The 13,603-nt window shown below is 61.3% G+C and carries 11 protein-coding genes; 5 read left to right on the plus strand and 6 right to left on the minus strand.

Annotation, left to right across the window (positions count from 1 at the left end):
• Positions 1–60: 60 nt before the first annotated feature.
• Positions 61–633, plus strand: a complete 573-nt coding sequence (locus tag ACM530_RS12395; RefSeq protein ID WP_145157529.1) for a DUF2780 domain-containing protein — start codon at positions 61–63, stop codon at positions 631–633.
• On the opposite strand, the gene ACM530_RS12400 is transcribed toward ACM530_RS12395, so the two are convergent.
• On the minus strand, positions 630–1,517 hold the full coding sequence (locus tag ACM530_RS12400; protein WP_145157527.1) for an acyltransferase: 888 nt from the start codon (positions 1,515–1,517) through the stop codon (positions 630–632). The two genes, ACM530_RS12395 and ACM530_RS12400, sit on opposite strands and share 4 nt — an antisense overlap.
• A gap of 170 nt (positions 1,518–1,687) precedes the next feature.
• Here ACM530_RS12400 and ACM530_RS12405 point away from each other — a divergent pair, with 170 nt between their 5' ends.
• The 4 genes from ACM530_RS12405 to creD are packed head-to-tail and all read left to right on the plus strand — an operon-like array spanning position 1,688 to position 5,745.
• Positions 1,688–2,203, plus strand: coding sequence for an ATP-dependent zinc protease (locus ACM530_RS12405; RefSeq protein ID WP_145157525.1), 516 nt, complete (start codon positions 1,688–1,690; stop codon positions 2,201–2,203).
• A gap of 9 nt (positions 2,204–2,212) precedes the next feature.
• Entirely contained in the window at positions 2,213–2,881 is a 669-nt protein-coding gene (creB, locus tag ACM530_RS12410) for a two-component system response regulator CreB (RefSeq protein WP_416364866.1), read from the plus strand.
• Complete coding sequence (creC, locus tag ACM530_RS12415) at positions 2,881–4,320, plus strand: two-component system sensor histidine kinase CreC (protein WP_416364867.1); 1,440 nt, start codon at positions 2,881–2,883, stop codon at positions 4,318–4,320. Before creB ends, creC begins: the two co-directional genes overlap by 1 nt.
• Positions 4,321–4,371: 51 nt before the next feature.
• Positions 4,372–5,745, plus strand: a complete 1,374-nt coding sequence (gene creD, locus ACM530_RS12420) for a cell envelope integrity protein CreD (RefSeq protein ID WP_416364868.1) — start codon at positions 4,372–4,374, stop codon at positions 5,743–5,745.
• 246 nt (positions 5,746–5,991) lie between these two features.
• On the opposite strand, the gene ACM530_RS12425 is transcribed toward creD, so the two are convergent.
• The 5 genes from ACM530_RS12425 to ACM530_RS12445 all read right to left on the minus strand — a co-directional run bounded on the left by ACM530_RS12425 (position 5,992) and on the right by ACM530_RS12445 (position 13,505).
• On the minus strand, positions 5,992–6,621 hold the full coding sequence (locus tag ACM530_RS12425; RefSeq protein WP_145157517.1) for a glutathione S-transferase: 630 nt from the start codon (positions 6,619–6,621) through the stop codon (positions 5,992–5,994).
• A gap of 157 nt (positions 6,622–6,778) precedes the next feature.
• Positions 6,779–6,961 (minus strand): hypothetical protein, encoded by a 183-nt coding sequence (locus ACM530_RS12430; protein ID WP_119737602.1) that lies wholly within the window; start codon positions 6,959–6,961, stop codon positions 6,779–6,781.
• Positions 6,958–8,061: a PepSY-associated TM helix domain-containing protein gene (locus ACM530_RS12435; protein ID WP_145157513.1), complete on the minus strand. Its 1,104-nt coding sequence runs from the start codon at positions 8,059–8,061 to the stop codon at positions 6,958–6,960. The genes ACM530_RS12430 and ACM530_RS12435 overlap by 4 nt, the downstream gene beginning before the upstream one ends.
• A 63-nt stretch (positions 8,062–8,124) precedes the next feature.
• Positions 8,125–10,533, minus strand: coding sequence for a TonB-dependent siderophore receptor (locus ACM530_RS12440; RefSeq protein WP_416364869.1), 2,409 nt, complete (start codon positions 10,531–10,533; stop codon positions 8,125–8,127).
• 146 nt (positions 10,534–10,679) lie between these two features.
• Positions 10,680–13,505 (minus strand): acyltransferase domain-containing protein, encoded by a 2,826-nt coding sequence (locus tag ACM530_RS12445; protein WP_416364870.1) that lies wholly within the window; start codon positions 13,503–13,505, stop codon positions 10,680–10,682.
• Positions 13,506–13,603 lie beyond the last annotated feature (98 nt).

Here is a 13,603-nt window from a genome sequence, read left to right on the forward strand (position 1 = left end):
ATCCTTCGGGACTGTCAGTCCAACGCCTGCTTTTAGCTCCTACATTCAGAGGTTGTCTTGATGAAGATTTCACGCGGTTTTGCCCTGTCCTGCCTGATGACCGTGGCCGCCAGCCCGGTGTTTGCCGCAGGTTTCAGCCTCGGTGACGTGGCCAACGCCGTTTCCAGCGCCCAGGGCAGCAACAACAAGGCGGCTGCAGCAGCGCCAAGTTCTCAGACCGCAGGCCTGCTGAGCGCCCTGACTTCGCAACTGAACGTCACCCCTGAACAAGCCGTCGGCGGTACCGGCGCCATGCTGGGCCTGGCCAAGAACCAATTGAGCAGCACCGACTATTCGCAATTGGGCAAAAGCGTGCCCGGCCTGGATAAGCTCGCGGGGAACAACTCCCTGGGCAGCCTCGGCGCCTTGAGCGGGATGCTCGGCCAGAGCGGCGGCAGCAAGACCAGCGGCCTGGACAGCGTGCTGGGTAACGTGAAGAACACCAACGACCTGAACACCGCCTTCAGCGCGCTGGGCATGGATAACAGCATGATCGGCAAGTTTGCGCCGGTGATCCTGCAATACCTGGGTGGTCAGGGCGCCAACGAATCGGTGTTGGGCAAGCTGGCCTCGGCCTGGGGTACTGGCAGCTAAATAGGCTCCGCGCGCAGTTGGGCGATGCGCGCGTCCTTCTCCCTCCAGAGCTGGTTCACCCAGTTCTGGACGGTCTGGCGAAAGGCCGGATCATTCTCGTAATCGCCCTGCCATAGCGCCGGGTCGAGCTCCCGAGTGCGAATGTCGATGATCACTTTGGGCACCGCGCCGCTGATCAAATCCCAAAAACCTGGAATCTTTTGCTGCGGATAGACCACGGTCACGTCGAGCACGGCATCCAGTTGTTCACCCAGCGCTGCCAGCACAAACGCCACGCCGCCCGCCTTGGGTTTGAGCAACCGGGCATACGGTGAATCCTGCTGCTTGTGTTTGGCCGCGTTAAACCGCGTGCCTTCCAGGTAATTCACCACGGTCACCGGCTGGCGCTTGAACAGCTCGCAGGCCTCTTTGGTGATTTTCAGGTCCTGGCCTGCCAGCTCCGGGTGCTTGGCCAGGAACGCCTTGGTGTAGCGCTTCATGAAGGGGTAATCCAGCGCCCACCACGCCAGGCCGAGGAAGGGCACCCAGATCAGCTCTTTTTTCAGGAAGAATTTGAAGAACGGCGTGCGCCGGTTGAGCGCCTGGATCAGCGCCGGAATGTCCACCCAGGACTGATGGTTGCTGATCACCAGGTAAGAGGTGTCGCCACGCAGCTGCGCGCCACCGCGGATGTCCCACTGGGTGGGGATGCACAGCGAAAAAATCAGCTTGTCGATTTCAGCCCAGGTCTCGGCGATCCACATCACGGCCCACGAGGCATAGTCGCGATAGCGCCCGGGCGCCACCAGCTTGAGCAGGGCAAACAGCATCAACGGCCCGAACAGCACCAGGGTGTTGAGCAATAGCAGCAGTGTGACGAAACAGCCGGTGAGCAGGCGGCGCATAAGTAACTCTTGGAATCCTGTGGGCGGGCCATGATAAGCAAGCTGAGTCTAGAGGCCAAATCGCAAATCGCTGGACGAATGTTTCACAATGTTCCCGGTATGGTTGAGAACTAACTAAGTGCTGCCTTTGCGGTCTAGAATCCGCCTACTTCTTTCGAGGAAATCACTTCGTGAAATTGCTCCTTGCCGCGTTCGCCCTCGTTCTTCCTGTTGTGGCTGCCCAGCCTGTCCTGGCCGCCGAACCGACCCTTTACGGTCGCTACGAATACATCCAGTTGCCGGAGATCGGCGAAACCTTCAAGGCCAAGATGGACACCGGCGCGCTGACCGCCTCGCTGTCGGCCCGAGACATCGAGACCTTCACCCGCGATGGCGACGATTGGGTGCGCTTCCGCCTCGGCGGCAAGGACGCTTCCAACAAAGTCTACGAACACAAAGTCTCGCGCATCAGCAAAATCAAGAGCCGCGCCGACGAAGACGATGACAAGGACGAGGCCACCGTGGCCAAGCGCCCGGTGATCGACCTGGAAATGTGCCTGGGCAACGTCAAGCGCACCGTTGAGGTCAACCTCACTGACCGCAGCAGCTTCAACTACCCGCTGCTGATCGGCGCCAAGGCCCTGCGTGAATTCGGCGCAGCGGTGAACCCGGCGCGTCGTTACACTGCCGACAAACCGGACTGCTGACGGACCCACATGCCGCATATCCTGATTGTCGAAGACGAAGCGGCGATAGCCGACACGCTGATTTTCGCCCTGCAAGGCGAGGGCTTCACCACCACCTGGCTGAGCCTTGGCCAGGAGGCGCTGGCCCATCAGCGCCAGTCGCCCGCTGACTTGATCATCCTCGACATCGGCCTGCCAGACATCAGCGGCTTTGAAACCTGCAAGCAATTGCGCCGTTTCAGTGAAGTGCCGGTGATGTTTCTCAGCGCCCGTGACGGCGAGATTGATCGGGTGGTGGGCCTGGAGATCGGTGCTGACGATTATGTGGTCAAGCCGTTCAGCCCGCGGGAAGTGGCGGCGAGGGTGCGGGCCATCCTCAAGCGCGTCAGCCCAGGCGCTGCGCCTGCTGTGTTCCAGGTTGACCTGGAACGCGTGCAAATCCATTACCGCGGTCAGCCCCTGAGCCTGACGCGTCATGAGTTTCGCTTGCTGCAAAGCCTGCTCGAGCAACCCGAACGCGTGTTCAGCCGCGAGCAACTGCTCGACGCGGTGGGCGTGCCTGCCGACGCTGGCTACGAACGCAATATCGACAGCCATATCAAAAGCCTGCGCAGCAAACTACGAAGCGTGGCCGCCGACGCCGAGCCGATCCAGACCCACCGTGGCCTGGGTTACAGCTACAGCCCGAGCCATAGCTGATGCGCCTGGGGCTGCGGATTTTTTTGGTGTACGCGCTGTTTATCGGCCTGACCGGCTATTTTGTGCTCAACACCGTGATGAAAGAGATCCGCCCTGGCGTGCGCCAGTCCACCGAAGAAACCCTGGTGGACACGGCCAACCTGCTGGCCGAAATCCTGCGGCTGGACGTGAAGAACGGCACCCTCGGCCAAAGCCACTGGCCGGAGCTGCTCAAGGCGTACGGCAGCCGCCAGCCGGGCGCGACGATCTGGGGCCTGCCGAAAAACCAGGTCAACCACCGTATCTACGTGACGGACGCCAAGGGCATTGTGTTGCTCGACTCCACGGGCGAGGCGGTCGGCCAGGACTATTCCAAATGGAACGACGTGTACCTGACCCTGCGCGGCGAATATGGCGCGCGGTCGACCCGTAATGAGCTAAATGACCCTAACTCGTCGGTGATGCACGTGGGCGCGCCGATCCGCGACAACGGCCAGATCATCGGCGTGGTCACCGTGGCCAAGCCCAACAGCTCGTTGCAGCCCTATGTCGACCGTACCGAGCACCGCCTGCTGTGGTACGGCGCCGGCTTGGTGATCCTCGGCCTGCTGCTCGGCGCACTGTTGTCGTGGTGGCTGAGCGTGGCGCTGCATCGGCTGACGGCGTATGCCCAGGCCGTGAGCGAAGGTCGGCGCGCCGAGTTGCCGCATTACCGCGGCGGCGAGCTCAAGCAGCTATCGACCGCCGTCGAGCACATGCGCACGCAGCTGGAGGGCAAGGCCTACGTCGAGCGTTATGTGCACACCCTGACCCACGAACTGAAAAGCCCACTGGCGGCAATTCGTGGTGCGGCGGAACTGTTGCAGGGCGACATGACCCGTGAGCAACAGCAGCGCTTCGTCGGCAATATCGACAGTGAAAGCGCGCGCTTGCAACAGTTGATCGAGCGCCTGCTGAACCTGGCCCAAGTGGAGCAGCGCCAAGGTTTGGAAGAGCAAGTCAGCATGCCGTTGGCGACCTTGGTCGACGAGGTGATCAAGGCTCAATGCGCGCGCATTGAAGGCGCCGGCTTGCAGGTCGAACAGGCGATTGGCGCGGATGTGAAGGTATTTGGCGAGCCGTTCCTGCTGCGCCAGGCCTTGGGTAATCTGCTCGATAACGCCCTGGACTTCACGCCGCCCGGTGGCACGTTGAGGTTCAGCGCACGCACGCAGCACAACGACGTGCAGGTCAGCCTGTTCAACCAGGCTGCGGCCATTCCCGACTACGCCTTGCCGCGCCTGAGTGAGCGTTTCTACTCGCTGCCACGCCCGGCGAGCGGGCGCAAAAGCACCGGCCTGGGCCTTAACTTTGTTGAAGAAGTGATGAAGCTGCACGGCGGCGCGTTGCAGATCGGCAATGTGCAGGGCGGGGTGCAAGTGGTGCTGCATCTCCACACAGTCTCCACATTGCCCACATAAATCTCCCATCTGCGCGGTTCACGCTCTGCCCATCAAAACAGGGAGAGCCCCATGAACCGCAGCCTGCTTTTCAAACTTGGCGCAATTGCGCTACTGATTCTGCTGTTGCTGATTCCGTTGCTGATGATCAACGGCATCATTGCTGACCGCCAATACGCCCGCGACAGCGTGCTGATGGATATCGCCCGTAGCTCCAGTTACAGCCAGCACCTCAACGGCCCGGTGATGGTGGTGCCTTACCGCAAGACCGTGCGCGAGTGGAAACTCAATGAAAAGCTCAATAAACGCTACGAGGAAAACCGTGAAGAGCGCGGTCGTCTGTATTTCCTGCCGGACCGTTTTGAACTCGATGGCAAGGTGCAAACCGAGCTGCGGTCGCGGGGTATTTACCAGGCGCGACTGTTCCATGCCGACACCCGCATCAGTGGGCGTTTCGAGCTGCCTGCGCAGCTGGGCATCACGCAAGACTTTGCCGATTACCGCTTTGATCCAGCGTTTCTGGCGGTGGGCATCAGCGATATTCGCGGCATTGAAAACGCACTGAAACTGGAGCTGGGCGACCAACGCCTGGACTTCTCGCCGGGTACTCAAGTGGACTGGCTGGGGGAGGGCGTGCACGTGGCATTGCCGGAACAGGACAGCAAGAAACCGGCCGTGCTGGACTTCGCTTTTGACCTGCGCCTGCAAGGCACCGAACAACTGCAAGTGGTGCCGGTGGGCAAGGTCAGCGAGGTCTCGCTCGCATCGAACTGGCCCCACCCAAGCTTCATCGGCAACTTCCTGCCGGCTCAACGGGCCGTCACCGACAAAGGCTTCACGGCCAACTGGCAGACCACATTTTTCTCCACCAACCTGGAGCAAGCCCTGCAAACCTGCCTGGACGGGCGAAGCTGTGATGGTTTCAGCAACCGCAGCTTTGGCGTGAACTTCATTGACCCGGTGGACCAGTACCTCAAGAGCGACCGCGCGATCAAATACGCGCTGCTGTTTATCGCCCTGACGTTTGCCGGCTTCTTCCTGTTCGAAGTGCTCAAGAGCCTGGCGGTGCACCCGATTCAATACGCGCTGGTGGGCGTTGCCCTGGCGTTCTTTTACCTGCTGTTGTTGTCGTTGTCCGAGCACATCGGCTTTGGCCCGGCGTACCTGTTGTCGGCGAGCGCCTGTGTGTTGTTGATCGGCTTTTACGTGTGCCATGTGCTGCGCAGCATTGCCCATGGGCTGGGCTTTTCGGCGGGGCTGGCGGCGCTGTATGGCCTGTTGTACGGGCTGCTCAGTGCCGAGGATTACGCGCTGCTGATGGGCTCGCTGTTGCTGTTCGGGCTGCTGGGCACAGTGATGGTGCTGACGCGCAAACTCGATTGGTATGGCGTGGGCAAGCGCAAGGTGGCCGAGCCGCTGCAGTTTGACCTGGAGGCCGTGCAATGATCGGGTTACGGGAAGATCAGCAGATAAAGACGCAATTGGTGGCGAGGATTAACCTGCTGTTCCCTGTTGCAGTGGCAAGCGGGCTTGCCCCGCGTTGGGCTGCGCAGCAGCCCCAGAACCCATCACAGAGGAGTGCCTGATGGACCGCATTCTGATTGATTGGGGCGGCTTCGCCACCCAACGCGGGGCAAGCCCGCTCGCCACGGCAAGCCCGCTCGCCACAGGAAGCGGGCTCACTGCACAAGGTCAGATCGGCGGCTGGGTCTGCAGCATCGAAGGCCGCTGGCTGACCTTGGCGTACCAATCGGCAAGCTGGGGATTCGCAGCGCGCCATTGCAGGTCTGGGTGGCGGAAGTCGAGGTAGCCCAAGGCGCAGGCCACGCTGATCGACGCAATGTCGAAGTGGCTGGCCAGCTCGGCAATCGCATTGGCTTCCAACTCCGCGAGGGTGCGACGGATCTTGTTGCGCTGCTCATCCAGCCATTGGTCCCAGTGCTTTTCTGCCGGGCGCATGGCGGTTTCGTAACGCACCAGCACGGCGGCGTCCATGATGCCGTCGGCCATTGAGGCCAGGGTCAGGCGGCGCCAGCGCGCCGAGCCGTCGCGAGGGATCAGCGGGTTGCCGACATGCTGGTGGTCGAGGTAATCGAGGATCACCCGGCTGTCGTGCAGGGCGCTGCCGTCGGCCAGGCGCAGGGCCGGGATCTTGCCCACGGGGTTTTCGTGCACCAGCTGCGCGTCCGGGTTGACCGGTGTCGGCATGCAGCCTTGCAGGGCCACGCGGTCCTGCTGGCCGGTTTCGATCAGCAGCACGCGGACTTTACGAACAAAGGGTGAGGCAGGGTTGTGGAACAAGGTCATGCTGGGCGTGGACATGGGCATTCCTCGAAATGGGCAGTGGCTAGCCTAGAGGGTTGCGCGGTGGCTGGCGAGAGGGGCTTTGGGTGTTTTTGAGGGCCTCATCGCAGGCAAGCCAGCTCCCACTCGGGGAATGCATTTCAAGGTGGGAGCTGGCTTGCCGGCGATAGCGCCCTCAGCCGCGCCGCTTGAATAACGCCCAAACACCAATGACTGCAGGAATCCCCAAACCGACCCAGCTCAATGAATCCCACAGCCCATCGCCGAGCAACGCGGCAAACAGCCCGGCCGCGCTGAGCACGCCAATTCCCAGCGGAATGCCAAACACCTTCCAGAAGTTCGACTGACGCGGCTTCATACCCTGGCCGCCTTGCGCCGCACGATCCACAGGTAAACGCCGCTGCCCAGCACGATGATGGTCAGCACATCGAGCACCGCCCAGAGAATCTTCATCGGCATGCCGCCGTAGTCACCAAAGTGCAATGGCTGCGACATGCCCATGGCGTCCATGTACCACGGCCGCTCAGCGATAGCGGTGACGGCCAGGGTGCTGGCGTCGATCAGCACCGGCGTGAGCAGGTGCGAGGTCAGGTGCGTGCTGCCCTTCATGAACACCGCGTAATGGTGCTCACTGGAAAAACGCGTGCCGGGGAAGGCGATAAAGTCCGGCTCCATGCCGGGCGCGGCCTTGGCGGCAATGCTCAGCAGCTCGGTGGCCGGCGCGCGTTGGGTCAGTGGCGGCGCGTTTTTGTAGGGTTCGATCATCGCGCTGAGGCTGTCCTGGCGCCAGGCGGCGATGATCAGGTCGGCGCAGGCGCTGATCACACCGGTCACGCCCACCACCAGCGCCCAAGTCAGCGTGACCACGCCGATCAGGTTGTGCAGGTCGAGCCAACGCAAGCGCGTGGACTTGTCCTGGCGCACGGTGGCGAACTTCAAGCGGCGCATGAACGGCAGGTACAGCACCGTGCCCGAGACAATCGCCAGCACAAACAAAAGGCCCATGAAGGCCAGCAGCAACTTGCCCGGCAGGCCGGCGAACATGTCCACATGCAGGCGCAGCAGGAACAGCGTCAGCCCGCCATTGGCCGCTGGGGTTTCGACGGCTTCACCGGTGCGCGCATCGAGCATGAAAGTGTGCGACGAGTTGGGTTCGGTGCCAGCCGTGGCGGCCATGATTGCGATCACGCCGTTCTTGTCGTCTTCGTCCCACGCCAGGTATTGCATCGCCTCACCCGGGCGATGCGCCTGGGCTTTGGCCACCAGTTGCTCAAGGTTCAGCTGCGGGGTATCGGCGGGCATCTGCGCCAGTTCAGGCTCATTGCCCAGCAGGTGATCGATCTCATGGTGAAACACCAACGGCAGGCCGGTGAGGGCGAGCAGCAGCAGGAAGACTGTGCAGATCAGGCTGGTCCAGGTGTGGATGAAGGACCAGCGGCGGATGGTTTTGCTTTTCATGGTTCATCCAAATGCAAAAGGGCCACGGCGTTACCGTGACCCTTGGGTGACCGCGTCAGTGGTTTACCACTTGTAGTTCACAGCTGCCACGACATTGCGTTCATCACCGTAGTAGCACCAAGCGCCGTCGCAGGTCGACAAGTAGTCCTTGTTGAAGATGTTCTTGGCGGTGACATCCACCGAGACACCCGCGAGTACCGGGTTGATACGGCTCAAGTCGTAATGCACGGCAGCATCGTAAACGGTATAGGAACCAACGTGACCATTGGCGGTGTTAGCAGTATTGCCGTAGGTGTCGCCCACGTAACGCACGCCAGCGCCTACGCCAAAGCCATCCAGCACACCCGAATGCCACGTGTAATCAGACCACAGCGACGCCTGGTTACGTGGCACCAGCTTCATGCGGTTGCCCTTATCGTCACCCTTGAGGATTTCGGTGTCGGTGTAGGTATACGAGCCCACCAGTTTCAGATTGTCGGTGACTTCCGACGTGGCTTCCAGCTCCAGGCCGCGCACGCTGATTTCGCCGATCTGACTGGTGATGTTGTTCTGTGTCACCGAAACGTTTTGCTGGCGCAGGTCAAATACGGCGGCGGTCAACAGGGTCTTGCTGCCTACCGGTTGGTACTTCACACCCACTTCGGTCTGCTTACCCTGAGTTGGCTTGAACGACTCGGTCGCGCTTGCACTGGCGCCAGCAGTGGGCTGGAACGACTCGGTATAGGAGATGTACGGCGTGATGCCAGAGTCGAATACATAGCTGAGGCCAGCATTACCGCTGAAGGCTTTGTCACGTTGGGTGTTGGTGGCGTCATTCATGTTGAAGAACGTTGTGCCGGTATGAATCCAGTCCTCGCGTCCTCCCAGGGTCAGGCGCCATTTATCCAGGGCAATTTGGTCTTGGATGTAGAGGCCGGTCTGCACGGTTTTCTGGTTGTAATCGTAGAAGGTGAACGGCGCACCCGCTGGGCGTGGCTGGTTGTAAATTGGGCGGTTCGGGTTGATGCTCGCCGCGTTGCCTTCGATCCAGTGGTAGTCGGTATTGGAGCGCTGGTGGTCCAGGCCGAGCAACAGGGTATGGCTCAGGGCTCCAGTCTGGAAGTCGGCCTGGAAGTTGTTGTCGACAGCCAGTTGGGCGATGTCTTCGTCCACTTTGTCGTAAATGCGTTTGAGCATTCCATCTGCGCCGACGGCGGTATCGCCATAGCTGGAATAGGTGGTGTTGAAAGCCAGTTCGCTCTTGGTGTAACGCAGGTTTTGCTTGAACTGCCACACATCGTTGAAGCGATGATCGAAGGCATAACCCAAGGCATAGTATGTGCGGTCGTAGTAGTCCTGGTCCGGCTCGCCAAGGTTCTTGTGATGGGAAATCTTACCCGCCGGCGAACTCAGCTTGGTGCCCTGCAACGGTAAAAACTGACCGCTGATACCGGTATCGTCGCGGGTGAACTGCGAGAGCAGGGTCAGGTGAGTGTCGTCGTTTATGTTCCAGGTCAGGCTCGGCGCGATGTTGTAGCGCTTATCCTCGATATGGTCGATAGGTGTACCGCTGTCGCGAACTACGCCATCGACACGGTAGAGAAACTGACCTTGGTCATCAATTTTGCCGGTGCTGTCGAAGCTGATTTGCTTGCGATTGTTGCTACCGACTTCGGCGCGCACGGCGTTGCTGCTTTCCGCCTGTGGGCGACGGCTGACCATGTCGAGCATACCGCCCGGCGGGGTTTGCCCGTATACCGAGGACGCTGGACCACGCAACAGTGTGATGCGGTCCAGGTTCCAGGTTTCCTGTTTCGGGTTGGCATAAGAACCTTTGGGCAACGGCAAACCGTCGAGGAATTGCGTCGGCTCGAAGCCACGTACTCGAAGCCAGTCCGCTCGGGAATCGCTGCCGTAGCTGCTGGCGATCACGCCAGGCATGTAGCGCACAGCGTCATCGAGGTTCTGCACGCCGCGGTCTTCCATCTGGGCACGCGTGACCACAGACATTGAGCGGGGCGCCTCAATGATTGGTGTGTCTGTCTTGGTGCCCGCAGCTGTGCGCGTTGCGACATACCCGTCCACAGGTCCCCACGCACTTTCATAGCTGCCTTGCCCGGTGATACTGGTCTCAGCCAACGCCACAACGCCTTCCGGAATCGCCACCAGCGTAAACGTCCCCGCGATGCTTTGCTCCAGTTGCAGCCCGGTGCCACGCAACGCCTCTCGCAGCGCGCCCTGCGCATCGAACTGACCTTTGACCGGTGCCGAGGTCTTGCCCGACGCCAATGCTGGGTTGAGGGTCAGCGCAAGGCCAGCCTGGCTGGCGATCTGGTTGAGCGTGCTGGCCAACGGCGCAGCCGGCAGGTTGTAGGCGCGCACGCTGGAAGCCTGTTCGGCGGCAATCAGCGTGGTGCTCGCCAGCGGGGCGCTCAGGGCGATGGCCACGGCTAACAGGCTGGGGCGCAACAAGGTGTCTAGCGTGCGGGACATAGGGCGGCTCCTGAATGGAAACATTTCTCAATTGCCTAGGTGCCGGACGAGAATCAAAAAGTGATAGGGCCAAGCGAAAATAAATCTGCGGATGTGCGCAACTGTTCGTACGGCATGGCCCTCAAGGCTCAGGGTAGCTGGGTTCTTCAGCCGACCGCCCACTGCAGTTTGTCGGCCAGGGCGTCGGGGTAGTGATCGGTCTGGGCGATTGCCGCGCGTGTGGCTGCGCCATGACCGAAGGCCTCGATCAACACGTCAACCTGTGTGGCCAGCAAGTCGCTCAGCGAATCAAGCCGTGACTCAAGGGCGCGGTAGCGGGCGATGTCCATAAGGCCTTCGCTGATGAACCAGGCAGCATGCTTGTTCAGGTAGTCCAACACGTAGAGGCCGCATAGCGCGTTGCCCAGTTCCTTGGCCAACCCTTGGGGCAGCAAGCTGCCGGCGCGGATTGCGCTTTGGATGGCAAGACGCTGGGCGTAGGCCTCTCCTGCGCGGGCAACGACCATCAACTGCGCGTTCCAGACCTGCATGTCGTCCTCTCCCTCGCCACGGTGCCGGGCAACATGGTCGGCCACCTGCTTGAGCAGACGGTACTCCAGGGTGTGAGCCATGGCTTGCCAGTATTCGGTGTCATCCAGCCCGGCCTGGGGGTTGGGCGGTGTGGGTTCACTCAAGGGTTGGCCGATCAGTACCTTGGCGGCGTCCAGCAGGATCATGCGGTTATTGCCACCGGCGTCCTGATAGATTTTGGCCATGCCTTCATAGTCGGCGAAGCGATTGAGGTTGAGCGCACCGGCCACCCCGCAGCGCAACCGACACTCTGTCGCCAGCGCCTCGGCGGCGGGTGCACACAGCGCCTTGGTCAGCGCCAGGGTTTGGCTGATGGCGGCCCACGGTGTCCACGTCACGTCGCCTGTGCCGGTGGTGTGCAGTGACGCCTGACTGGCCGTGCCTTCAATCCACAGGCGGGCGGAGTCGTTGGCAAAGCACTTCATGACATACGCCGTGGCCAGGCAACCGAACAGCGCGCGGCGTTGGGTGCGAAAAGCCAACAGGCCGGTGCCGTTGCCGATCCGCGCCTGGGTCGTGCGTCGGTTGGCGTGGGTCAGGGCCAGGGTTGCACAGGCAAGCATCACCGAACTCAAGCCGACGCCGACCATCGCCCACACATTCTTGGGCGCAAACAGTGAGCGAATCAGGCGACGGTCCGTACTGCCCAGCGGGTCGTGGAAGTGATTGGACGCGTCGATCGAAGCGCCATCGCGCAGCCACGCGTCGAAGGGCAGGCGCACGTTGTCAAAACTCGCCAGGCCGTAATCCAGCGGCACTGCGCGAATTTCCGCCGGTGACGACATGGAAACTCCCGGGCGCGGGCCGTTGGCGTCACTCAATGGCAGCATGAACGCGAATACGCCACAGGGCTGGCCCTGAACGATCACTTGGGCAAACACCACGCCCAGCTTGTCCAGGTTGCTGATCCCGACGTTGGCGAATTTAAGCGCGGCCTTGTTCGGTGTGTTGAGCACGAAGGTGCGCGTGTCGGCGTCGAATAAGGCCTCGACACACGCGCCCATGTGGGAGTTGCTGCGACCTATCTCGGTCAGCGCGTAAACCCCTAGACTCTCACCGGCCTCCAGCTTGCGTCGCCACTGGGTGGCGCTCGGGTGATCCTGCTCGAACGCCAGCAGCGTACCGATACACAACCCCTGCTGAATCACGCAGCCCATGAACAGCGAGGGATCATTGAGCGCCGCGTGGGTGGCCTCGGCCATCAATAACTGCGGCTGCGCGAAGCCATGGATACCGTCGGGCAGCTGGCGCATCAGGTGCTGCAGGCGTTGGTAGGTGTGCCGATGGCCCTCATGAAAACTCTGGTTGGCGCGAGGATGGAGTTCGGGGTCGCTGAAAATCTTCGCCATCTGCGCGTGAACCTCGGCATCGACTGGCCCGTTGGCCAGCTGGCGCAAGGCAACCACGGCCTTGTGTGCTTCGGGCGCATTGACCAGCAAATGGCGCAGGGTTTCGATGGGTTGCGCCAGCGGCGCGTAGGTCTGTGCGGGGTGCAGGCTTTTGCGTATGCACACCGACAGGCCGCTGTTCACCCCAAGGTCGATAAACACGGTGTGTTTGTCCGTCGGCAGTTGCGCCAACGTGTGGGGCAGGTTGGTGGGTTGCGTGACGCCCAGGGTAAACATGTGATGCAAATCGTCCTCGGGTTCGTAGCGACGCCCCAGCACGGTTGAGTAGATCGGTGTTTTGAAGGGTTTGGGTGCCAGTGGCTGCAGGTTTTCGTGAAGTCGCCGGGCGACCTCCGTGTGAGGCGGATAGTGCGACGCGTAAGCGATCGAGACCGGGCGCAAGGGGTGCGCGCTGTCATCGTGGTGAGCAAGCAAGTGCTCCAGGTCTGCGGTCTCGCCGCTGATGATGCATTGGGCTGGCGCGTTGACGGAGCCCAGCACCAGATTCGACTCGGGGTAGCGGTCCAGCAGCGCTTGCGTGTCCTGCGCTGAAAGGTTGACCAGCAGCATGCTGCCTCGCCCCTCCTCGCTGCGGTAGGCGGCGTTAAGGGCGCAGACCGCGCGGGCACCCTGCGCAATGTCGAGCACGCCACCACACACTCGGGCAGCAATTTCGCCGAAGCTTTGCGCAACAATCAGGGAGGGAACAATGCCCGTTGCCTGCAGCAACTGGTTCAGCACCACCGCAGCACCATACAGCGCCAGTTGCGCCACACCTGAAGGCAGCGGCAGGGCGTGATCGCGGGTCAACAGAACCTGGGTGATTAACCCTGGATGGGGATCAGGCTCGTGCGCCGCTGCCTCGGTTTCGATGATTGCCAGAATCGTGTCAATTCGGTCTCTGGCTTCGGGTACATGCTGATACAGCTCCGCCAGAGCGCCGCACGGATCGCTGCCTTGGCCAGGAAAGGCGAAGACATAGTTTTGACTGTAGATGTTGAGTTGGGTTGACATGGGTCCATCCTCGTTAGCCGAACAGGATCGCTTCACCAGCAGGACGCTGGAAAAAACGAAGGCTCATTGGATGGCAAAAAACTGGGCGGCGTACCTGT

Source organism: Pseudomonas sp. NFX183 (assembly GCF_047943075.1).
GTDB lineage: Bacteria > Pseudomonadota > Gammaproteobacteria > Pseudomonadales > Pseudomonadaceae > Aquipseudomonas.